This is a genomic window from Streptomyces sp. NPDC051207, from assembly GCF_040682395.1.
Lineage (GTDB): Bacteria > Actinomycetota > Actinomycetes > Streptomycetales > Streptomycetaceae > Streptomyces.
The window spans coordinates 38,217-57,990 of the sequence record NZ_JBFBAX010000035.1; the positions used below are offsets into that span (position 1 = coordinate 38,217).

General features: G+C 69.1%; 19 protein-coding genes and 5 pseudogenes. 16 read left to right on the forward strand and 8 right to left on the reverse strand.

The window, feature by feature from the left end; genetic code table 11:
* Positions 1 to 5 precede the first annotated feature (5 nt).
* Positions 6 to 177, reverse strand: a pseudogene (locus AB0M97_RS26620) (DUF2267 domain-containing protein); the annotation flags it as partial.
* A 448-nt stretch (positions 178 to 625) separates the two neighbouring features.
* Here AB0M97_RS26620 and AB0M97_RS26625 point away from each other — a divergent pair.
* The 5 genes and pseudogenes from AB0M97_RS26625 (at position 626) to AB0M97_RS26645 (ending at position 5,158) form a co-directional block, all read left to right on the forward strand.
* Positions 626 to 1,844: pseudogene (locus AB0M97_RS26625) on the forward strand (IS110 family transposase).
* Positions 1,845 to 1,905: 61 nt separating this feature from the next.
* Positions 1,906 to 2,109, forward strand: a pseudogene (locus tag AB0M97_RS26630) (helicase associated domain-containing protein); the annotation flags it as partial.
* A 799-nt stretch (positions 2,110 to 2,908) separates the two neighbouring features.
* The gene (locus tag AB0M97_RS26635) at positions 2,909 to 3,769 is read left to right on the forward strand and encodes a polysaccharide deacetylase family protein (protein ID WP_365963510.1); all 861 of its coding nucleotides are present in this window, start codon (positions 2,909 to 2,911) and stop codon (positions 3,767 to 3,769) included.
* A gap of 262 nt (positions 3,770 to 4,031) precedes the next feature.
* On the forward strand, positions 4,032 to 4,556 hold the full coding sequence (locus AB0M97_RS26640) for a GNAT family N-acetyltransferase (RefSeq protein WP_365963511.1): 525 nt from the start codon (positions 4,032 to 4,034) through the stop codon (positions 4,554 to 4,556).
* Between the two features lie 56 nt (positions 4,557 to 4,612).
* Positions 4,613 to 5,158: a hypothetical protein gene (locus AB0M97_RS26645; protein ID WP_365963512.1), complete on the forward strand. Its 546-nt coding sequence runs from the start codon at positions 4,613 to 4,615 to the stop codon at positions 5,156 to 5,158.
* Between the two features lie 102 nt (positions 5,159 to 5,260).
* Here AB0M97_RS26645 and AB0M97_RS26650 read toward each other — a convergent pair whose 3' ends face one another.
* Positions 5,261 to 5,494 carry a NucA/NucB deoxyribonuclease domain-containing protein gene (locus AB0M97_RS26650; protein WP_365963513.1) on the reverse strand — a complete coding sequence of 78 codons (234 nt, stop codon included), beginning with the start codon at positions 5,492 to 5,494 and terminating at the stop codon, positions 5,261 to 5,263.
* 289 nt (positions 5,495 to 5,783) lie between these two features.
* Here AB0M97_RS26650 and AB0M97_RS26655 point away from each other — a divergent pair, with 289 nt between their 5' ends.
* From AB0M97_RS26655 to AB0M97_RS26680, 6 genes and pseudogenes are all read left to right on the forward strand, one after another.
* A complete protein-coding gene (locus AB0M97_RS26655) occupies positions 5,784 to 6,314 on the forward strand; it encodes a hypothetical protein (protein ID WP_365963514.1) in 531 nt (176 codons plus the stop codon).
* A 326-nt stretch (positions 6,315 to 6,640) separates the two neighbouring features.
* Positions 6,641 to 7,141: pseudogene (locus tag AB0M97_RS26660) on the forward strand (transposase family protein); the annotation flags it as partial.
* A gap of 13 nt (positions 7,142 to 7,154) precedes the next feature.
* Positions 7,155 to 7,517: a tyrosine-type recombinase/integrase gene (locus AB0M97_RS26665; protein WP_365963515.1), complete on the forward strand. Its 363-nt coding sequence runs from the start codon at positions 7,155 to 7,157 to the stop codon at positions 7,515 to 7,517.
* A gap of 564 nt (positions 7,518 to 8,081) precedes the next feature.
* A complete protein-coding gene (locus AB0M97_RS26670; protein WP_365963516.1) occupies positions 8,082 to 9,242 on the forward strand; it encodes an acyl-CoA dehydrogenase family protein in 1,161 nt (386 codons plus the stop codon).
* Between the two features lie 41 nt (positions 9,243 to 9,283).
* Positions 9,284 to 11,266, forward strand: a complete 1,983-nt coding sequence (locus AB0M97_RS26675) for a SpoIIE family protein phosphatase (protein ID WP_365963517.1) — start codon at positions 9,284 to 9,286, stop codon at positions 11,264 to 11,266.
* 446 nt (positions 11,267 to 11,712) lie between these two features.
* Positions 11,713 to 12,129 carry a DUF4259 domain-containing protein gene (locus tag AB0M97_RS26680; RefSeq protein ID WP_365963518.1) on the forward strand — a complete coding sequence of 139 codons (417 nt, stop codon included), beginning with the start codon at positions 11,713 to 11,715 and terminating at the stop codon, positions 12,127 to 12,129.
* Positions 12,130 to 12,132: 3 nt separating this feature from the next.
* On the opposite strand, the gene AB0M97_RS26685 is transcribed toward AB0M97_RS26680, so the two are convergent.
* The 4 genes from AB0M97_RS26685 to AB0M97_RS26700 form a co-directional block, all read right to left on the reverse strand.
* On the reverse strand, positions 12,133 to 12,543 hold the full coding sequence (locus AB0M97_RS26685) for a hypothetical protein (protein ID WP_365963519.1): 411 nt from the start codon (positions 12,541 to 12,543) through the stop codon (positions 12,133 to 12,135).
* Positions 12,495 to 12,863, reverse strand: coding sequence for a hypothetical protein (locus AB0M97_RS26690; RefSeq protein ID WP_365963520.1), 369 nt, complete (start codon positions 12,861 to 12,863; stop codon positions 12,495 to 12,497). Before AB0M97_RS26690 ends, AB0M97_RS26685 begins: the two co-directional genes overlap by 49 nt.
* A complete protein-coding gene (locus AB0M97_RS26695; protein WP_365963521.1) occupies positions 12,857 to 13,369 on the reverse strand; it encodes an MMPL family transporter in 513 nt (170 codons plus the stop codon). Before AB0M97_RS26695 ends, AB0M97_RS26690 begins: the two co-directional genes overlap by 7 nt.
* Positions 13,370 to 13,634: 265 nt before the next feature.
* Positions 13,635 to 14,681, reverse strand: coding sequence for an MMPL family transporter (locus AB0M97_RS26700; protein WP_365963522.1), 1,047 nt, complete (start codon positions 14,679 to 14,681; stop codon positions 13,635 to 13,637).
* A gap of 50 nt (positions 14,682 to 14,731) precedes the next feature.
* Between AB0M97_RS26700 and AB0M97_RS26705 the strand changes: the two genes are divergently transcribed.
* The 5 genes from AB0M97_RS26705 to AB0M97_RS26725 all read left to right on the forward strand — a co-directional run bounded on the left by AB0M97_RS26705 (position 14,732) and on the right by AB0M97_RS26725 (position 18,637).
* Positions 14,732 to 15,001 (forward strand): acyl carrier protein, encoded by a 270-nt coding sequence (locus AB0M97_RS26705; RefSeq protein WP_365963523.1) that lies wholly within the window; start codon positions 14,732 to 14,734, stop codon positions 14,999 to 15,001.
* Positions 15,001 to 16,215 carry a beta-ketoacyl-[acyl-carrier-protein] synthase family protein gene (locus AB0M97_RS26710; RefSeq protein WP_365963524.1) on the forward strand — a complete coding sequence of 405 codons (1,215 nt, stop codon included), beginning with the start codon at positions 15,001 to 15,003 and terminating at the stop codon, positions 16,213 to 16,215. The genes AB0M97_RS26705 and AB0M97_RS26710 overlap by 1 nt, the downstream gene beginning before the upstream one ends.
* A 30-nt stretch (positions 16,216 to 16,245) precedes the next feature.
* Positions 16,246 to 17,199, forward strand: a complete 954-nt coding sequence (locus tag AB0M97_RS26715; RefSeq protein ID WP_365963525.1) for a hypothetical protein — start codon at positions 16,246 to 16,248, stop codon at positions 17,197 to 17,199.
* A 7-nt stretch (positions 17,200 to 17,206) separates the two neighbouring features.
* Complete coding sequence (locus AB0M97_RS26720) at positions 17,207 to 18,010, forward strand: SDR family NAD(P)-dependent oxidoreductase (protein ID WP_365963526.1); 804 nt, start codon at positions 17,207 to 17,209, stop codon at positions 18,008 to 18,010.
* Between the two features lie 288 nt (positions 18,011 to 18,298).
* Positions 18,299 to 18,637, forward strand: coding sequence for a hypothetical protein (locus AB0M97_RS26725; RefSeq protein ID WP_365963527.1), 339 nt, complete (start codon positions 18,299 to 18,301; stop codon positions 18,635 to 18,637).
* A gap of 90 nt (positions 18,638 to 18,727) precedes the next feature.
* Here AB0M97_RS26725 and AB0M97_RS26730 read toward each other — a convergent pair whose 3' ends face one another.
* Entirely contained in the window at positions 18,728 to 18,937 is a 210-nt protein-coding gene (locus AB0M97_RS26730; protein WP_365963528.1) for a cold shock domain-containing protein, read from the reverse strand.
* Between the two features lie 752 nt (positions 18,938 to 19,689).
* Positions 19,690 to 19,774, reverse strand: a pseudogene (locus AB0M97_RS26735) (IS5/IS1182 family transposase); the annotation flags it as partial.

Consider the following 19,774-nt stretch of genomic DNA (forward strand, 5'->3'; position numbering starts at 1 on the left):
TTCCGCCTGCCGAACAGCAGGGCGTAGCCGCACGGGAGTTGGGCGAGGATGCGGGTCGCCAGGTCGTCGCCGACCAGCTGGGGGCAGGGCGCTCACGACCGAGCTGACGTCCCAGCGGTCCGTCGCCGGGGTCGCGCCCTCGATGCGGGCGGCCACCTGGTCCAGGAACTCCGCGGCGTGGTCGACTGTCCGCCGGTAGTAACGGTGACGTCAGTGGAGGTGTTGTTGGTGATGAGAGTGATCCCGGAGGCGACGGTGCTGCCTCCGACTGGAACGCAGGCGGTACCGCTGAGCGAGCTGACTTCACGTCGGCGCACACGGCGGCAGCTTGCCGGGGAAGCCGCGAAACCGAGAGCCGGTGCGGCCAGGAGAACAGCTGCGGCCGCGAGGCGACCGACGGTATGACGACAAGTCATAGCGGGTCCTACCTTTCAAGTGGGTCTGATCTGGTCGTTCGTAAGATCGGAGGGCCCAAGGGCTCTGGGTATGGCTGTCATGGCGGAGACCGCTCGATGGCTCAAGGAACTTGGCCGCCCGGAGTCCCGCGACGACTCGACCGCCAATGGGGAGATGCGACTTCGATCGCTGCTGTAGGACAACGTCGGCGAGGTCGTCTGTGGGATCGATGTACGACGAGCTGGTGGAGGGGAACGTGCCCGAGATCTGGGCCGGGGTGGACATCGGCAAGACGCATCACCACGCGGTGGTGATCAACGCGGAGGGCAAGCGCCTGCTGTCCCGCCGAGTCGCGAACGACGAGACCGAGCTCCTCGCCCTGATCGGCGACGCCCTGGAGATATCCCAGGATGTGCTGTGGGCGGTGGACCTCAACCATGGTGGTGCCGCGCTGCTGATCGGCCTGCTGGACAGCCACGGCCAGCCGGTCGCCTACCTCACCGGCCTGGCGGTTCACCGCGCTTCGGCCACCTACCGGGGCGAGGGGAAGACGGACGCCAAGGACGCCTTCGTCATCGCCGACCAGGCCCGCGTTCGCCGTGACCTCGGTCTGCTGCGGCCGGGTGACCAGATCGCTGTCGACCTGCGAACCTTGACCACCCGTCGTTTGGACCTGGTCTTCGACCGCACCCGCCAGATCAACCGCCTGCGAGCTCAACTCCTGGAGATCTTCCCCGCGTTGGAGCGAACTCTGGAGCTGACGAACCACGGTCCGGTGGTGCTGCTGACCGGCTTCCAGACCCCCGCGGCGATCCGTCGTGCTGGCGTGAGCCGGATCGAGACGTGGCTGAAGAACCGCAAGGTCCGGGGCGCCGCCACACTGGCGAAGACGGCGGTGGAGGCCGCTCAGGCCCAGCACACCGCTCTGCCCGGCGAGAAGCTGGCCGCCGCCATGGTGGTCCGCCTCGCGAAGGGGGTGATGGCCCTCGATGAGGAGATCGCCGAGCTCGACGCCCTGATTGAGGCCCGGTTTCGCGAGCATCCGCATGCCGAGGTGATCCGCAGCCTGCCCGGCATGGGCGCCAAACTCGGCGCGGAGTTCATCGCCGCGACCGGCGGCGACATGGACGCCTTCGGCAGCTCCGACCGCCTGGCCGGCTTCGCCGGCCTGGCCCCCAGGCCCCGCGACTCCGGCCGGATCAGCGGCAACATGCGCAGACCCCCGGCGCTACCACCGCGGCCTGCTGCGAACGATGTACCTGTCCGCGATGGTCAGCCTGCGGTGCTGTCCCGCCTCGAAGGCGTACTACGACCGGAAGCGGAGTGAGGGCAAGGGGCACAAGCAGGCGCTGCTGGCACTCGCGCGCCGACGCCTCAACGTCCTGTGGGCGATGATCCGTGACGGAGAGTGCTTTCACACCTCATCCCCCGTCACGGGAGCTGCTTGACAACACGATTGGGAAGTTCCTTCACGTAGAGGACGGCCCACTCGGGGGCCCGGCGGGGCCAGAGGAGCTGGGCATGGTGTGGTCGCACTTCGACGTCGCGTGGGAGGAGGGTCTGGCCGCCGCGCGTGGGTGGGCCAAGGAGAACGGGCATCTGCTGGAGCCACCCACCAGGGGCTACCGGGTGGGCATCTGGCTGAAGAACCAGCGGGCCGCCGCCCGCAAGGCCGCCGAGATCGAGCAGCGGCGTGCCGAAGGCCTGCCGGTCTGAGGACTGCTAGTGGCACCTTCCGAAAGCGGCAAGACTCACATCGCCTACGTCACCTGCGACGGATTCGACCCCGATCTGGCATGGAGTGGGCGTGGCAGAGGCGCCCGGCACGCCCGCAACACACCGTTGACAGCCGAACGGGACTCCGGCCATGCCCAGACATGAAACATCCCCGGACGTATGCACGCCCGAGGGTGTTCCACAGCGGCCCGCATGTGGACGGCCCGCTTCTGCTGAAGCTGTGGGGTCATGCAGAGCTGCTACCGCCCACGGGGTAGCCGCCGATGATGGGCAGTTGGCCGACGGGGAGGTCGGGGATCGGGGGAGCGGGGGGCATACCGCCGCCCATGAAGCCAGAGAGGGAGGGAAGGAGCAGTTCAAGGTTTCCGCCCTTGCCTCCCGGAGCGGCTGTGGTGCGGTTGTCTGCACCCTCGGCGCCCGTCGCGGCGTGGGCCGTCCCGGTCATAGCCAGTGCGGCCCCCGCGAGGGCGAGGGCGGCAAGTACACGCTTGGTGTTGTTCATACACAGTGAACGCGCTGACCCGCCCTCGGGTTACCGGGTCGAGCGTGAAGGGGCTCGGCCCCCTCCTGCATATCGGCAGAAGGCGCCGTCGACGCGTCGATTCGCCTCCGCGTCGGCGCGGGAGGCCGGGCGGCGGAGGGCGTCGCCGTCGGGGTTGTCGAGCGATGCCGTCAGGGTCTGATCGCCGGTGACGAGGACGGGAGCGGCCTGGTTGTACTCCTTGCGGTGAAATAGAGGCTCACGGACGAGGGCCGGTAGGCCGAAGACTGTCGTATGGAAACGCGTTCTCCAGTCACCGCATGTCGTTTTGTGTTCCGCCGTCTCGGCCTGGTGGCCGTCGGAGTGTTCGCTGTGCTGTGGGCGGTACAGCCCGGAGGCACGGCCGCGCCGCTCACGGCTGCCGCGCCTCCGGGGGCGGCGGCTGCGAATGGGGAGGGCCTACAGGCGCTGTTCGGATCGGACAACCGCGTGATCCGCTCACACGAGCGGATTGTCGCGGTGACGTTCAACGCGGCCTGGAACGACGCCGGCCTGGATCGCATCCTTGGTGAGCTCGACCGCCGACACACGCCTGCCACGTTCTTCCTGACCGGAGACTTTGCCGACCGGCATCCCGAGGTGGTCAAGAAGATCGCAGCGGCGGGGCACGGGGTGGGCAACCACTCCTACAGCCACCCACATTTCAAGGACCTGACCGCGTCCGGACGAACCCATGAGGTCCAGGCAGCGGACCAGTCCCTGCGCGCGGCTGGGGCGGGTACGGCCCTGACCCCGTTCTTCCGCTTCCCCTACAGCGAAACGAGCCCCGCCCACATCGCGGAGGTCAACAGCCTCGGATTCGCGGACATCGAATTCACCACCGACACCAACGGATGGATGGGCACCGAGGGCGGCATGAGCGTGGACCGCGCCGTGAGCCGGGCAGTGAAGGCCCTGCGTCCGGGAGCCATCCTGCAAATGCACCTCGGCGCGCCCAACAACCGCACCGAGGTCATCGACGCCCAGGCCCTGCCACAGATCCTCGAAGCATTCACCGCCCGCGGCTACCGCGTCATCGACCTCCGCACCCTCCTCACGCCCCAACACGCCCCACATCCGCATCCCGATGAGAGCCGCCGGCCCCTCACGAGGTGAACCGCTCCCCCACCGCCAGCTCTGACCCCACCGACATCAAACCGAGAGATCGCACATCGGACGTGCCCGGGTTTTCCGAATGACCTGGCGGGTCTGGGCGAGCCGGGGGAAGTACTTGACTGGGCCGCGATCACGCTCATGACCCGCCGTGTCACCCGAAATCCCACCCGCCGATCAAGGCCGTCGGCCGCCCAGGGCCGACTCACACAAGCCGCCTGAATCCACCTCGGCCCATGTCAGAGACCGCTGCGATGATTCCGGGATGACTACCGACTCCCTCGTCTTTGAGCAGCTCACCTCGTCTGGCGACGCCACCCCCAAGCTCCGACGCGCTCTCACCGAGTGCTGGGTCGAGGTCACCAACGCAGGCGGTGCAGCAGGTTTCCCGTTCCCGCCCGTCGACGCGGCCACAGTGATGCCAACCCTCGGTCGCATAGTCGATCAGCTCGCCCCCGACACCAACCGAATCCTTACGGCGACCACGAACGGGGAACTCGCAGGCTGGCTCAACGTCCGCCGCGACCGGTTCGAGCTGATCGCGCACTGGGGAACCCTCCACCACGTCCAGACCCGCACTGCCCTGCGAGGACTGGGCATCGGACGGGCTCTCATGGAGGAAGCGCGCAGAGTCGCCAGGGACGAGATGGGCCTGGAGCAACTGCACCTCGCCGCCCGCGGCGGCGTAGGCCTGGAGGGCTTCTACGGGCGGCTCGGCTGGAAAGAAATCGGCCGATGCCCGGCGCCCTCCGGCTCAGCACGGGAAACGATCGCGACGAGATCCTTATGATCCTCGCCCCGCTCTGAGTAGTTCCCCCTTCAAAAGTAACTTCTTGGGGTGGCTACATGCCTGATGACGTTCGAAAAACAGTGACGGTCCACATCGAGCGGTCCTTGTTCGGCCTGTCGGCTGAAGGCAGTTCCGTGGTATGGACGGATCTGCCGATGGGACCGACCGGTGCCGTACATGTCACTGACGGCACCGCCCTGTTCATCAGTAATGCGCAGGAGCACGACGCGACGCTCACCCTTGTGATCAGCGACCAGAGAACCGAGTTCGCGGGCGAAGGGTTCGTGCTGATCGGCAGCTGGCCCTTCAGCAGTCACTTGGGGACTGCGGTTCTCGACACGGTGAGCGCGGGCGGGGATATCGGTTTCCGTCTGGAGCCGAACACCGTCTACACCATGCACGCATGGCGCAGAGGCGGGGAAACCGCCCCGGAGCTTTTCTACGGTGAGCTGCGTGGGGTCACCCCGAAGACCGGGCTTGAGGACTACCTGGTCGAGTTTGTGCCCAGCGGTCTACAGGATCCAGTAGTTGAAGGCCGGCGCTCCCGGTCCCTTCCTCCGGTGGACGAGACCGGGCAGCGCCCCGCGAACTGGGTGGAGTGACCGGGGGCACGCATGGCGTGCCCCCGGTCGGGTTGGTCAGCTGACGACGATGCCGTACGGGTCGCCGTCCAGGATGCGGTCCTTGCTGTACCAGGCGGAGAGCTATCCCCCGGCGCTGCGGTTCTCGGTGGAGGGGACCATGGGGACGGAAAAGTTTCCGTCACCCACGCCTGCGCCTTCCTTGGTGGAGGCGAAGGAGAACTCGTCGCAGTCGTGGTCTGCCGGACGTGTCAGGCTGGCGCATGCGCTGTTCTTGGCGCTTTCGTTGGCCGCGGCGACGGCGTCGGAGTCCGGTGAGAAGGTGCCCCAGGTCCCAGTGGGAACGTTTCGGTGCAAGGGCTGCCACTCGCCATTCCAGATGTTGCCGGGGATGTCTTTGTCGGTCTTCTGCAGGTAGGTCAGCTACGGGGCGTAGAGGGCGTCGAATATGTGCTCCGCGACGCCCTTCACGCTGGTGTCGGCCCGGTCGTAGGAGAAGACGGGCGTGCCTCAACGGGTCTCACCCGCTCACGAGAACCTGTCAGATGCTCACAGAGAATCAGCCATCCAGCTATTCGAACGCTGGTCCACTGATTACGTGTACGGCAGACCGCACGGCACACCACATGCTGCAGGGGGACCTTTCATGAAGATCGGCACGACGAAACGCACGCGGGGCAGGACCCTGATTCTGCTTCCGCTGCTCGCCACCTCACTCGCACTGCCAGCAGGACCGGTGAGAGCGGACAGCACCTCCGTCCAGACGGTCGAGACCCATGTGCTGCCCATCGGGCAGTACACGTTGGGCACCATCACCAAACAGGGCGCCGCCGCCCTGAGGACGGTTCGTACGCGCGCCGCCGAGGATGATGGTGCCCACGTCGCGCTGGAGAACGTCGGCCCCGCCGCCCGGTTCGCGAAGGTCGAACGAGTTCTTCCTCAAGTCGCGGTTCGCCGTGTGCTCCGGCGCATAGTTCCTGCAGACCTGGCTCCAGGACGGCAGGCCGTCGGAGAGAGCATGTTCAACGTGATGGCGGTGGGGACCATCGCGGAGAACACCCGACAGATCCAGTTCGCCTACCACGTCACCGAACGGGTCAGCACCGGGAACACCGGCGTGACCGGCATGCAGATCACCCTCGACGGGAAGATCGCCCAGAGCTGGCCTCGGCTGTGAAGTACACCCCCAGCGGAACGGCCCTACCTGTCACGAAGACCTGGACGCAGTTCGCTACCGCCAGCAGCGTTACGACCGCAGTCACCGCCGCCAACGGCGTCGGCAGCAACGGCTCCACCGAGAGCATCTTCGCCGTCTACCAGCCCTCCATGAAGATCCAGGCGCCCGCCCCCTGGAAACTGGGCGGCTCCACCGGCGGGAACCTGTTCATGCTCGCCCCCGGTGGGACAAGGCCAGCTACCTCGCCAACTCCACCAACGGCGGCGCTGCCACCTTCAGCTACCTCGGCACGCTGTACTACAGCAAGGCCGAAGGAGCTCCGGAGCGCGCCGTAGCGCTCCACATCGAGAAGGCGTGCAAGTTCCCCGGCCAGACGCAGCCGCCCACCACCAAGAGGCTTCGGGCCAGACAGCGGACGAAGCCCTCACCCGCCTCCCGGGATGAACGTGCAGGTCCTCGCCGATCCCTTCGGTCGGCAGTTGTGGGCCTCACCGGCCCTTCCCGGCGCCGTCCACGACATCCGCGCGGCCCGCGAACACGGCATCGTCGACGCCCTCGCCGAGGCCGACATCCCCTGCTGGGCCGACAAGGGCTGTCGGGGTGCCGGTGGCACGGTCCGCACCCCGTGCTGGGGACGGTGGGAGACCCTTTCCACCGGTCAGCAGGCGGTGAACCGGTCCCACGCGAAGATCCGCGCACTCGTCGAGCAGGCCATGGCCACCCTCAAGTCCTGGCGGCTCCTTCGCAAGCTCCGCTGCTCGACCACCCGGATCACCTGCCTCGTCCAGGCCGTCCTCACCCTGCATCTGACCAGCTCGGACCGATGATGGAAAAGCCTCAGTGTGGTGGATCCTCCGGAGACCTTGGCGCCGGCTGAATTACCACGCTGCACGCGCGATGTTCGTCCGGGCGAACAAGCTGCTGGGTTGGAACTGGACCCTCCACGACCTGCGGCACACAGCCACATTCCGGATAACGCAGGACCCGGAGCTGTCCATGGCCTACGTCCAGCACATCCTGGGCCACAAGTACCAGACCACCCTGCAGAAATACATCAACCCCAGCACCGACGAGGTCGTCGAAGCCGGGCTCGCCCATCACGCTCGCCAGGAGCACAAGAGGTCCCAATCGTCTCCCCCTCCGTCGGCACCCGCCTACAACCCCGAGTCCCTCGGCATCCTGTTCGGAGGGACCCTCGCATGACGACGTCGAGTTTTCACCCGCGCCACTTCTGTCCCGGCACCACCGAACCGGGTGCTGGGGGGAGCCGAGGCGGTCGCGTTCCTGAAGCGATCCCCCCCCCGCACCCGGCTGACCAGCTGGCCTGAGACGGCCGCGACCCGGGACGAGGTCATGGCTCGTCTCAGGCAGCCGCCGCTCAGGGTCAAGGGCCACTCCACGCAGGACAGCCGGATGGTCGGGGTGCGCATCCTGCTCTCCTGGCTGGAGAGTTTCCCCGGCGATACGACACCAACAGTAAACCCCACTATCGGGCATACGGCTGTGCACCCCAGAGAGTCCGGAGAACCGTCGAACTTGGCCTCGAACGCCAGGCAGCCAGGCAGGACGCCCGGTTCGGGCACCGTCTCATCGGAGATCCAAGAAGGCCGCCGTACGGACTCACCCGCTCGCCACTGTGGGCGGGGACCGTTGGGGCCGATCCCTTCGTCGGTAGGCTAGTGCCCGGCTGTCGACGTCCTTGACGGCCCAGGAGGCCCGCCGATGCACTCTTCGAACGGGTAGGAGTCAGAGAAGTGGAGCACAGCGGTGGCGCGGACTGGACTGGGCAAGGCGGTGTACCTGGCTCGGGAGATCGCCGAGGACGTTCTCGCCCCCCGAGCGGCGGCGGTGGACGCGGAGCAGCGGTGGCCGCAGGAGGGCATTTCGGCGCTGCAGTCCCGGTTGGGTGGGCTGGTGGTGCCCGAGAGCTGCGGCGGGATGGGCCACGGGTTGCTCGCGGTGGCGCAGGTCGGGGAGGCAACAGGGCGGGCGTGCGCGTCGACGTCGATTTGTTTCGGCATGCATCTGGTCGCCTCGGCGGTGATCGCTGCGAAGGCTAGCGATCAGCAGCAGGAGCGGTACCTGGTGCCGATCGCGGCTGGCGAGCACCTGACGACGCTGGCACTGTCGGAGCCGGCCACCGGGGGTGAGTTCTGGCTGCCGCAGACGCGAATGGAGCACAGCGGGCCTGACCGGCTGCGGCTGAGGGGAACCAAAAGTTTCGTCACCAACGCCGGGCATGCCGACTCCTATGTCGTGTCAACCGTGGCAGCCGACCCTGGCACGCCGCCGGGCCAGTTCTCGTGCACGGTGGTCGACGCCAATACGCCGAATCTGGTGTGGGGGGCGCCGTGGCAGGGTTTCGGCATGCGCGGCAACGCTTCGTGCACCCTTGAACTGCGCGACGTGATGATCCCCCGCTCCCGCCTGCTGGGTGAGGAGGGCGATGAGATCTGGTACGTGTTCAACGTCGTCGCCCCCTACTTCCTGATGGCCATGGCCGGCACCTATCTCGGGGTGGCCGCCGCGGCGTTTGAGGAAGCCCGCAGGCATCTGCTGCGGCGCCGGCACGCGCACAGCAACCGGTCCTTGGCCTCGCAGCCCATCGTGCAGCACCGTCTGGGAACGATGTGGGCACGCGTCGAGCGCACCCGGCGGTTGATCTACCACGCGGCTGCGGAAGCCGAGTCCGGCGGCGCCGAGGCTCTGGCGGGATTGGCGTCGTCCAAGGCCGAGGTTGCCGAAGCCGCCGAAGCGGTCGTCAATGACGCGCTGTCCCTTGTTGGAGGGATCGGTTACAGCGAAAACTCGCCGTTGCACCGGCTGCTGCGCGACGCGCGTGCCGCGCATGTGATGTCCCCCGTCACCGATGTGCTGCGCATCTGGACGGGGCGGACCCTGCTGGATCAACCGCTGCTGGGGGAATGACGGTGACCGGCATGCCACGGCCCCGTGTACTGGTGGTGGGAGTGGTCCCCGAGATCGCAGGAGTTCTGCGGGCAGAGCTCGCCCCTGTAGCCGACCTGCAAGAGGTCGCCGCCGAAGAGGTCGTCTCCTATACGCGGGGTGTGCCTGGTGAGCGGCACCCGACTCTGGTGGTGCTCGGTCGGCAGCTGTCAGCGCCGGTGGGGCTGGTGCACGCGGTGCGCCCGCATCCGGGCGACCTGACGGTGATCGCTGTCGCTACGCCCCTCACCGCCGCGAAACTGGCCACACTGCCCCTGCTGTTCTCTCCCGATCAGGCGCGGCAACTGCCGGCCACCCAGGTCGACCAGTTGCCCGACTTGGCACGGGAAATGCTCCAGGCCATGGCTCGTCGGCGTACCTACAGCGCGGGGCTGGCCGCAGCCCAACGCCAGCTCACCTCGGGCGCAGGACTCAGCCGGCAGCTCGGTGACCACCTGTTCGGGGAGTTCCTCACCCAGGCGCCGGTGGGCGCGCTCATGCTGGACGACGCGGGTGCGCTGGCCGCCTGGAATCACAAGGCCGCCGACATCCTGTCCCTGAACGATTCGGGTTCGCTGGGCCGCCCGCTGGCCGCCTTCTTCCCTTCCAGTGTCCACGCCGATGTGGCGCGCCACATCTCCGCCCCGAGCCGGCAGCGCCCCGTCGCCCCGGACACCGTCTTCGAACGCCTGCGCCCCGACGGCAGCGATCAGGCCCTGCGCCTGGCGCCGCAGCAGGTGCTCGACGCCGAAGGGCGAGAGCGCACGCTGCTCCTCGTCGAGGACATCACCGCCCGCCTGCACGCCGAACGCATGCTGGCCGAACGCACCAACCAGGCCCTGCTCAGCGCGGAAGTCGCCGCCGCCATCACCGCCCCCGGCTCCCTCGACGAACGCCTGCACCGGTGCATGCAAGCCGCCGTGAACCGGCTGCACGCCATGTTCGTCTGCGTGTGGACCGTGGAGTCCCCCAGCGGCAGGCTTCAGCACGTGGCCTGTGCCGCAGCGGACGCTGGCCAGGACGACCCGCAGGACCACGTAGTCGCCGTTCAATCGCAGGTTCACGACATCGCCGCACAGCGTCGCCGCCGCCTCGGGACGCTCGGTGACGGGGAAGCCGGGTTCATCGGTTACCCCTTGATTTCGGGTGGCGAACTGATAGGCGTCCTTTCCTTGGCCACCTCACCGACAGCGCCGGGCACTACAGCAGAGGCCCTGGGGAACATCGCCGACCAGATTGCCGTGGGCATCCAGCAGGACCGCCTCCTCAACCATCTGCGCTCCACCGCCCGCGCCCTGGAAAAGCCCTTGCTACCTCCGCACCTGCCCAAGTTGCCAGGCTTCGACGTCGCTGCCCGCTACCGCCCCTTCGGCAGTGGCCTGCAGATCGGCGGCGACTTCTACGATGTCTTCACCGCCCCCGACGGCCGCCACGTCCTGGTCCTGGGAGACGTCTGTGGCAAAGGCCCCACGGCAGCCGCCATCACCGGCCTGGTCCGCCACACCCTGTGGACCGCCGCCCAGCACACCCCCGACCCCGCCCACGTCCTCACCCTCGTCGACCGCGCCCTCAGACGCGAGAACACCCCCTTCTGCACGCTCATCTACGCCCTCCTCGACCCCGGCCCCACACCCGCCCGCCTCCACCTCGCTGCCGCCGGCCACCCCCCACCCGTGCTGCGCCACGCGGATGGCACCACCGGGCTCCTGAACGTGCGTGGCCCACTGCTGGGCGCGTTCGACGACGTGCGTCACCCGGTGACAGAAATCGATCTGTGTCCCGGGGACACCCTGATCCTCTACACCGATGGCTTCACCGAAGGAGCGGGCCCCCACAACCGGCGTGAACCCGAAGACCTCGCCGCCATCGTCGCCAAGCATCAGCTGCCCACAGGAACGGAGCGTCCTGCCGACCATGTCGCCGCAGCCCTCATGGACGACGCCCACACCTGGTGGGGCCCGCACCTGCGCGACGACCTGGCCGTCCTGGCGCTCACCGCTGTGTGACCACGTTGAACCGCCTTCGATTCGCTCAGCCTGGCAGACGCTGACCGAGATCGAACAGCTCCGGCTCAAGGCCGTCCTGCCAACTGCCCTGCACTCGACGCCCTGACCGGTCACGTCCGATCCCTTGCCCAGATGCTCGCCGAGCGCCAGGGCGAACGACTCCCGCAGTGGCTCGGCGCCGTCCGCCAGGACGACCTTCCCAGCCTCCACACTCTCACGGCCGGCATAGACGGAGACCGCGACGCGGTCATCGCCGGCCTGACCCTGCCCTGGAACTCCGGCGTCGTCGAGGGACACGTCAACCCGAGCAAGATGCTCAAGCGCCAGATGCTCGGACGCGCCGGCTTCGCACTGCTCCGCAGGCGGGTCCTCCCCCGCACCGTGACCGATGTCAGTGGCTCCTGGAACCATGCCTCCGTCCAAGACAGCCCTATCAGGAGCCATGCATGGGAACGTGGGGAACCGGCCCGTTCGACAGCGACCTGGCCGCAGACTTCGTCGATGAACTTGAGGGACTCACCCACCAGCAGGTCATCGACGTGCTGGAGCGGGCATTCCAGCGCGTCACCGACTCGGCAGAACGCCTCGATGGCGGAGACGGGGCCGAGGCCATTGCCGCCGGCGCCCTCGTCGCCAGCACCCTGCCGGACAGCCCCATCGTGATTGACCCCGACGACGGCCCCAGACCACCGCTGCCCGCACTGCCGGCGTCCCTTCGCGCGTCGGCGAGACTCGCACTGGACCGGGTTCTCCGGGACGGATCAGAAAGGGTCGCCGGCTGGGTGGACAGGACCGACGCCGACCAGTGGCACCAGGAAGTGCGACAGATCCTCCAAGCACTCGAAACACCCACTGATCACTAACCGTCACCGCAGCACGGAAATCGTGCCAGAACCGAAACTCGGTCCGTCGTGGTCGAGCCATGCGCCCCGGCGGGTCAGCCGCGAGTGCAACCGGTCCCACGCCTGCGCGGTGGCCTTCCCGTAGAGCCGGGTGTCCCAGCCCAGCACCACCGCCGCGCGCCGGGCACCCAGCCCATCGCCTCCCGCATCGGCCGCCGCGGCCGTCAACGCCTGATAGTCCGGCGACAGTTCCTTCACCCCGGTCGCGTGCCGCCGGTGAGGCACCGCACGGCGCGGCCCGACCGGCTTCTTCCGTGAAACTTCATCCACCACGTCGGCGGGTGGCTCCTCCTCGGCCAGCGCCTCCAGATACTGCACCGAGCCGATCACCCGGCGCCGGTGCAACTCTTCCGCATCCGCCAGAGCCAGCCGCACCCGTTCCAGCTCAGCCTCAAGCTGGCTGCACCTGCGCGGCTGCGGCCCTCCGCCGCGTTTCCAGAACCGCCCGCATCGACGGCATCCGCCACCTCCACGACATCTCGCCCGGCAAACAAGCCCAGGCTCCCGAGGAAGCCGCTACTGCATGCCTGACCAGCAAAGACCTCACACGAGGTTCGGAAAGAGAACGGCCACTGGGATGTCCCCATCGGCACGTTGTGTTGCAGCATTGCGGGCGCCCACCAGTTGGCCCTGCCCAGCAGGCACATGGAGGCCCGCACCAGGATGGTGCGCACGAGCGTCGCGTCGATCAGCACGCCGACCGTAGGCCGAAACCGAGGATCTTCAGCAAGGTGATGCCGGAGGTGGCCAGCCCCGCCATCGCCGCGGCGACGGCGAAGGCGGCGACGGTGACCAGTCGGCCCGTGTGCGCGATGCCGGTGGCGACGGCCGCGTGGTTGTCGCCGCTGCGCCGGTACTCCTCGTGGATGCGGGCCAGCAGGTAGGTCTCGTAGTCCATGGACAGGCCGAAGGCGACGCAGAACAGCAGCAGGATGCTGGGGTTGACGTCGCCGGTGACGGTGAAGCCGCCCAGCGCATCGGCGAGGTGGCCGTCCTGGAAGGCCCAGGTGACGGCGCCGAAGCAGGCCGACATGCTGAGCGCGGCGACCCCCACCGCTTCGAGGGGCGGGAAGACGCTTCCGGTGAACGACAGGAACAGCAGGAGGCTCGTCCGGCGGTGATGGCAGCGAGCGAGGTCGGCAGGTTCGCCCGCAGGGCGTTTCGGGTGTCCAGAATCGCGCGGCCTGCCCTCCGATTCCACGCCTGGCCGGGCATGTCGAGCGCGCGGGCGTCCCGGACCGCGGCGTCGGAGGACCGCGTGCCTGGTGGGTGGGCCAGCTGGACGTGCAGCCAGGTGCCGACTGCGCGGTGCAGCGCGGGGTCGCCCGGGCCGAGGGCCCGCCCTGCCCGGTAGCGTGCCCCGGGTGTCGTGACGGCTGCCTCCGGGTGCGCGCGGGACCAGGTCCGGACGTAGCGCTCACACGCCGTGCGCTCGCCCGCGTATGAACGGCCGGGGATGAAGACGCTCATGTCGTGGGCCCGGAAGGCGGGGACGGTGGAGCGCAGGCGGTCGGCGACGGAGTGAGCCTGCGCCGACGAGGGCAGGATGCGCTCGTCGGCGGTCCCGGTCGCAGGTGCGACGCTGGCAGGAGCAGGACGGTCAGCGCCAGCAGCGCGCCGCCGGCCCACAGGGCGGGCCGTTTGGTCACCGGGGCCGCGGTGGTGTGCCAGAACGGGCCCACGCGCCACGGATCGCGCAGGCGAGGGCTGGTCAGGCGGTGTCCCAGCACGGTGGGCAGGGGGCGCAGCAGCAGACAGCTGCTGGCCGTCGCGCACAGTGCCACGACGAGTCCGGCGCAAGCCATAGACCGCAGGACGGGAACGGGGAAGCAGAGCAGGGTGGCCATGGTGGCCGCGATGGTGACCGAGGAGTGCCCGGCGGCGCGGCCTGCCGTACGCATCGCAGCGCGGACGGCCTGTTCGCCCGTCGCGCCCGTCGAGATCTCGTACCGGTAGCGCGTGATGAGGAACAGGCAGTAGTCGACGGTGAGTCCGAAGCCGAGGGCGGCTGTCAGGTTGGTGGAGAACACGGACAGCGGCATGAACGCCGCCAGGGGCCGCAGCAGAGCCAACGTCGTCAGGGCCGCGACGGCTGCTGCGACCGTGAGCGGGATGAGCGCGTCGAGGAAGGAACGGAAGACCAGCACCAGCAGCACCACGGGAGCGCTGAGCAGTTCGGCCTTGAGCAGGTCCCTCTTGGCTGTCGTCGGTGGCCTACGCTCCCGTCCAGGCGGGTCCCGCCGCCGCGACGTCGACCCTTCCGTGCGGGCCAGTGGCCTCAGGCACGAGGTCGTGCCACCGCGTCGGTCACCGTAAGTAATGCCCTGTCGCCTGCCGTCGCAGGCGGAGCCCCGGCGCGTCGGCGGCGGCGCTGTGGCCCGCCGCGCGTCCCGAGCGCCGTGCGAGCTGCGCCGACAGGCGGGCGCTTGGGCCATGTGTGGAAATCCGGGCCTTCGCGGCTGCGTCTCCTGCGGTCTCGGGGTCCTGCAGCTGATATCACTCTCGGTAGACATCTGGAGCGTCCTCGACGTGTCCGGTCCACCGATCTCAGGGAGGCATTTCCTTGACGACCGCCACCTACGACATGCTCGTCACCAAGCTTTCCGGGGACCTGGGCGTCGATGAGACGCTGATCCGTCCGGACGCGACGTTCGCCCAGCTCGAGGTCGACTCGCTGGCCGTGCTCGAACTCGGGGTCATCCTGGAGGAGGACTTCCGGATCACATTCGACCTGGAGGAGTTCAAGCGCGAGGACATGACGCTCGAACAGTTCGCCGGACACGTCCAGGCGCTGCTGGACGCGCGCCCGTCCGCGGCGGCGGGAGCGGTGTGATGGATGCGGCGATCACCGGTCTGGGCCTGCTCACCCCGGCCGGACTGGGCGTCGAGGCGACCTGGCAGGGGCTGTGCGCCGGACGGCCCACCGCCCGGCGCCACGCGGTGCTCGACGGGCTGCCGGTGGACTTCTGCTGCCGGCTGCCCGACTTCGACGCCGAAGCGGTGCTGGGCCGCCGGCTGACCTGGCGCCTGGACCTGTTCACCGAGATGGCCCTGGTCGCCGCCACGGAGGCCGTACGGGACGCGGGCCTCGACCCCGCCGTCTGGGACGGCGCCCGCGTCGGCGTCGTCATCGGCAACGGCAGCGGCGGCAACGTCGGCCTGGAGAAGGAGTACGGCAAGCTCCAGGAGGGCCGGGTCACCGCGATCTCGCCGCTGACCATCCCGCGTTCGGTGCCCAACATGGTCGCCGGTGAGATCGCCCTGGCCCTGCGGGCACTGGGTCCGAACTTCGTCACCGCCACGGCGTGCGCCTCCGGCGCGACGGCCCTGGGAACGGCACGCGACCTGCTGCGCCTGGACCGCTGCGACGTGGTGATCGCCGGCGGCAGCGAAAGCGTCTGCTCGCGCATCGCCAGCGCCGGGTTCAGCCAGGCGGGTGTCCTGTCCAGGCGCACCCACGACCCCGCCGGCGCCTCCCGCCCCTTCGACGCGGACCGCGACGGCTTCGTCCTCGGTGAGGGCGCCGCCGTCCTGGTGATGGAGCGCGCCGCGCACGCCCGCGCCCGGGGCGCCCGCGTCCACGGATACCTCTCCGGCTACGGCGCCACCGCCGACGGCCACCACCCCACCGCACCCGACCCCAGTGGCCAAGGGGTGGAGCGGGCTACCGAGATGGCCCTGTCCGACGCCGGGCTGCGCCCCGAGGAGATCGGGCACATCAACGCGCACGGCACCTCGACGCAGAAGAACGATCTCGCCGAGGCGCTGGTGATGCAGCGCATGTTCCCGTCCCGGCCGCCCGTCACCGCCACCAAGAGCGTCATCGGACACGGAGTGGGCGCCGCCGGCGCGATCGAGGCGGCGGTGACCGTACTGGCGCTGCGCGAACAGCTCGTTCCGCCCACGGCCAACCTCGACCGGATGGACGAGCGCATCGACCTCGACGTCGTCACCAAGACGCCGCGCCCGCACGGTATGAGCGCCGCCGTCTCCAACTCCTTCGCCTTCGGCGGGCAGAACGCCGTGCTGGCCTTCCGCGCCCCCTGAACCACCGGCCACCCCAGAAAGCGATCGTTCATGCTCAGCCAGGACATCCTGCCCACCACCGACACCACCGCGGGCGCTCCCTATGACGTCACCGGCCGGATCTGTGTGACAGCCCCCTACTTCGCGCTGCGCGACCTGCGGCAGATCGCGCCGGGGGAGGTCACGGCGACCGTCCCGGTGGAATCGGGCCGCGGTCGGCAGGCAGCCGTCATGGGCATCGGCGAGGTCGGCCGCCACCTGGCCATCCTCGGACTGTGCGCGGCGTCCTCCGTCAACCCCCGGCCCGGCCGGCACGCCTATCTCGCCCGCACCGCCGAGGTGCGGTGGGTCGCCGCCCCGACCCTGGCCCCGCCCGTGGGCGCGCTCACCGGCCGGGCACACGCGCAGACGACGAAGGACCGCCGCGCGACGGCGCACACCCTGCTCGTCGACAGCGGCTCGGGCCAGGTGCTGGCGCACATGCGCATCGGCTACGACGTCCTGCCGCACCGCCTGCTCGCCCGGCTCCTCGAGGACGAGGGCACCGCAGCGGCCGCCACACCCACGTCGGCGGACGGCGCCTCGCCCTACGCCCGGCCGCTGCCCATGCGCGACCTCGCCTACGACGAGCGCACCGGTAAGGCCCGGGGCAGCCTGCTCATCACACCGGACCTGTGCCCCGGCCACTTCGACGGTCACCCCGTGCTGCCGGTCGCGATCGCGGCGACGGCCATGAGCAACCTCGTCGACCACGCCATCGCGCAGCGCCACCCCCACGCCCACTGGCTCGCCGGTCCGCTCACCCTCAGCGCCGACCGGTTCGCCTGCGCCGGACAGACCGTCACCTTCACGGCCCGTCCCGAGGGCACCATGGGCTACCACTGCACGGCGGAAATCGACGGCCTGCCCATCGCCGCCGTCACCGTGCAACTCGTTCTCGTGGACGCCCTCCTGCTCCCGGGCCCCGAAGCAGGACACGGCACACCGCACCAGCGGGAGCGGTGACCAGCGCATGCCGCACGCCGTCATCACCGGAGCCACGTCCGGTATCGGCCTGGCCTTCGCCCGGCAACTCGCCGCCGAGGGCTACGACCTCACGCTGGTCGCCGGCACCCGCAGCGTGCTCGAAGACGTCGCATCCGATCTGCGCCGTACCGGAACCGGCCGGACAACCCCACTGGCCGCGGACCTCGCCTCCCCGGCCGGCAGCGCCGAGGTCGCCGACCACCTGCGCGCACAGGCACCGGACCTGCTCGTCAACAACGCCGGTACCCTCCTCGCCGAGCCGTTCCCCGACCATCCGCTGGAGGCGGAGGAGCATCTGCTCGACCTCAACGTGCGGGCCGTGCTGCGGCTCACCCACGCCGTCCTGCCCGCGATGCTGGGGCGCGGCAGCGGGCAGATCATCAATGTCTCGTCGTTCTGCTCCGTGGGGCTCAGCGCCATGGGGAGCACCTATCCGGCCAGCAAGGCCTGGCTCAACGCCTTCGGCCAGTCCCTGACCCACGCCCACCGGCTGCGCGCCGGCAACGTCCGGATCATGACGCTGCTGCCCGGGTTCACCCGCACCGAGCTGTTCGCGCGCACCCAGTGGGAGACCTCCCACCTGCCGGACTGGATGTGGCTGGACAGCGACCGCGTCACCACCGTGGCCCTGCGCGACCTCCGGCGCGGCAAGACGGTCAGCGTTCCGGGCCGGCGCTACCGCGTCGTCACCTGGGGCCTGCGCCACCTGCCCCCCGCCCTGCTCCGGCACGCGGGTTGGGACTGCAGCGCACCGCGCCACCTTTGGCGCACCCCGCCCGCCGTCGAATGACGGTGACCCGGACCTGACTCGTGAAAACGCCGGGGCCGTGCCGGGCAGAATGTGCGAGAAGAAAACGGCCGGCAGGAAGCCGCGCCGCAGCGCCTTGTGTCCGCCGTCCCCCGGACCGCGGCGGACCTGCTGCCTGCCCTGGATGGCTCACTCTGTCTCGACCAAGAAGTGGCCGCCCCGCCCACCACGAGAACACCGAACCGCAGTGCGCCGGGGAGCGGCAAACTTGACGGCCTGGGCCCTGTGCAGCGGGCACGAGGCCAGAGGGCTTCACGGGGTGTGCGGGTGGTGCCCGCCGCGATCCGCGACCGCGGCAGCTCCATCCGCGACAACTCCGACCGCACCGCCCGCGTCTACGGGAAACGCCACCGCGCCGGCCGCTGGGTCTGCGTCACCCGCAGCGGCGGCTCCATCCACTACCTGCGCAGCTACAGCCTCAACCACCAGACCCCGCTCCCTGAGAATCAACCGCAACGACTGCGGCTGAACAATCGCCTGTGGGGCGGAAGCCGGGACCGGGGTCGGGCCTTGCGTCTGCGCCCGGCCGGTTTCGGCCCCGGGACGCCGCGCGCCACGCCCGGCCACTGCTCCCCCTCCCCCGCGTGTCGGCCCGGGGCGTTCGTCTGACTTCGCGCTCCGGCGGCTGAACACCGCCCCGAAGGCGGGGTGTCCACCAGGAAAGAAAGCAGCCGTCTTAAGGCTTTGTTGTTGCTCAGGTCAGGGGCGAATGTTCTTGGCCTGAAAGCGCCCGATACCGAGAGTGAGGGTGAAGGTGACCTGCTGGTCCTGGGAGAGGCCGGTGCAGGTGTGGTCGATGTCTTCGCGCTCGAAGTACACAGGTTCGGTCCCGCCTAGAGGCACGAGGAAACCGTAGCCCTTTGTGCGGTCATAGTGCTGGACGAAACCGGTGCAGCGTTGTTCCATCATTGCCTCCCACCATCGGCTGGTGCGTCGTCCTTGAGGCCGGCCCTCACGGACGGCTCTCGGAGGTCGCACGGCGGGCGAGGAAAGCCTCCCGCCTCAACGGAAGCTGCGGCATGGTCCGCGTATCCGGCCAGGGACCGGCCACACTGCAAACCCCCCTGTCGGGTGACACCCCGAGCACCAGGAAACGGCTGGGGAGTGTCCGTCACCTTGAAGGTCGGAGATCAGGAGGCTGGCGTGCCCCGTCTTACATTGACGAGCCCAGGACAGGCTGCGCTCTCGCACCCTACCCAGTGGAGCGGAGGTACAGGTGGCGGCGAGAGGGAACGGCCACTGCCGCAGCACGCCGGTCAAAGGCGAATCCGCATCGTAAACGGACAACGTTTCCTCCCCTCATGGCGCGTCAGCGAACGCGACCGATACCGGCGCGGCCCTCGCAGATGCAGGTAGAACGAAATCAGGACTGTGCATCATCAGCCTTCTCCTTCCCACTACCGACTCCGTCTACCGAATTCCGCAGCATGCGAGCCGGAGTGCGCTCAGTTCCGGCCAGTCAGGGCGAACGCGTTGATCGTTCTCCAGAGGTAAAAATACGGACCAGCGTTAGCGCGGGCTCATCGGGTTTCGCCCGGGTGAGCCGGTCACCCTTCACCTTGCCCCTTCCACCTGAGTGCGCCGGGCGTGTTTCGCCTCACTTGTCGCCCGGCACCCCAGGCGTCCCCGCGGCACCGGGTCGCATTGCCTTAGAGGCCATTTCAGTTGGTGAGTCTACGGTGGCATATGAGGGTGGCTGAGATGGCAGCGAAGGCGAGGAAGTGCTCGGGCTTGCGCTCGTAGCGG

Excerpts from the sequence above, each read along its gene's own strand:
- AB0M97_RS26635 (WP_365963510.1), top strand. The coding sequence starts at position 2,909 with ATGGAAACGCGTTCTCCAGTCACCGCATGTCGTTTTGTGTTCCGCCGT.
- AB0M97_RS26640 (WP_365963511.1), top strand. The coding sequence starts at position 4,032 with ATGACTACCGACTCCCTCGTCTTTGAGCAGCTCACCTCGTCTGGCGAC.
- AB0M97_RS26645 (WP_365963512.1), top strand. The coding sequence starts at position 4,613 with ATGCCTGATGACGTTCGAAAAACAGTGACGGTCCACATCGAGCGGTCC.
- AB0M97_RS26655 (WP_365963514.1), top strand. The coding sequence starts at position 5,784 with ATGAAGATCGGCACGACGAAACGCACGCGGGGCAGGACCCTGATTCTG.
- AB0M97_RS26680 (WP_365963518.1), top strand. The coding sequence starts at position 11,713 with ATGGGAACGTGGGGAACCGGCCCGTTCGACAGCGACCTGGCCGCAGAC.
- AB0M97_RS26700 (WP_365963522.1), bottom strand. The coding sequence starts at position 14,681 with ATGTCTACCGAGAGTGATATCAGCTGCAGGACCCCGAGACCGCAGGAG.
- AB0M97_RS26710 (WP_365963524.1), top strand. The coding sequence starts at position 15,001 with ATGGATGCGGCGATCACCGGTCTGGGCCTGCTCACCCCGGCCGGACTG.
- AB0M97_RS26715 (WP_365963525.1), top strand. The coding sequence starts at position 16,246 with ATGCTCAGCCAGGACATCCTGCCCACCACCGACACCACCGCGGGCGCT.
- AB0M97_RS26720 (WP_365963526.1), top strand. The coding sequence starts at position 17,207 with ATGCCGCACGCCGTCATCACCGGAGCCACGTCCGGTATCGGCCTGGCC.
- AB0M97_RS26730 (WP_365963528.1), bottom strand. The coding sequence starts at position 18,937 with ATGATGGAACAACGCTGCACCGGTTTCGTCCAGCACTATGACCGCACA.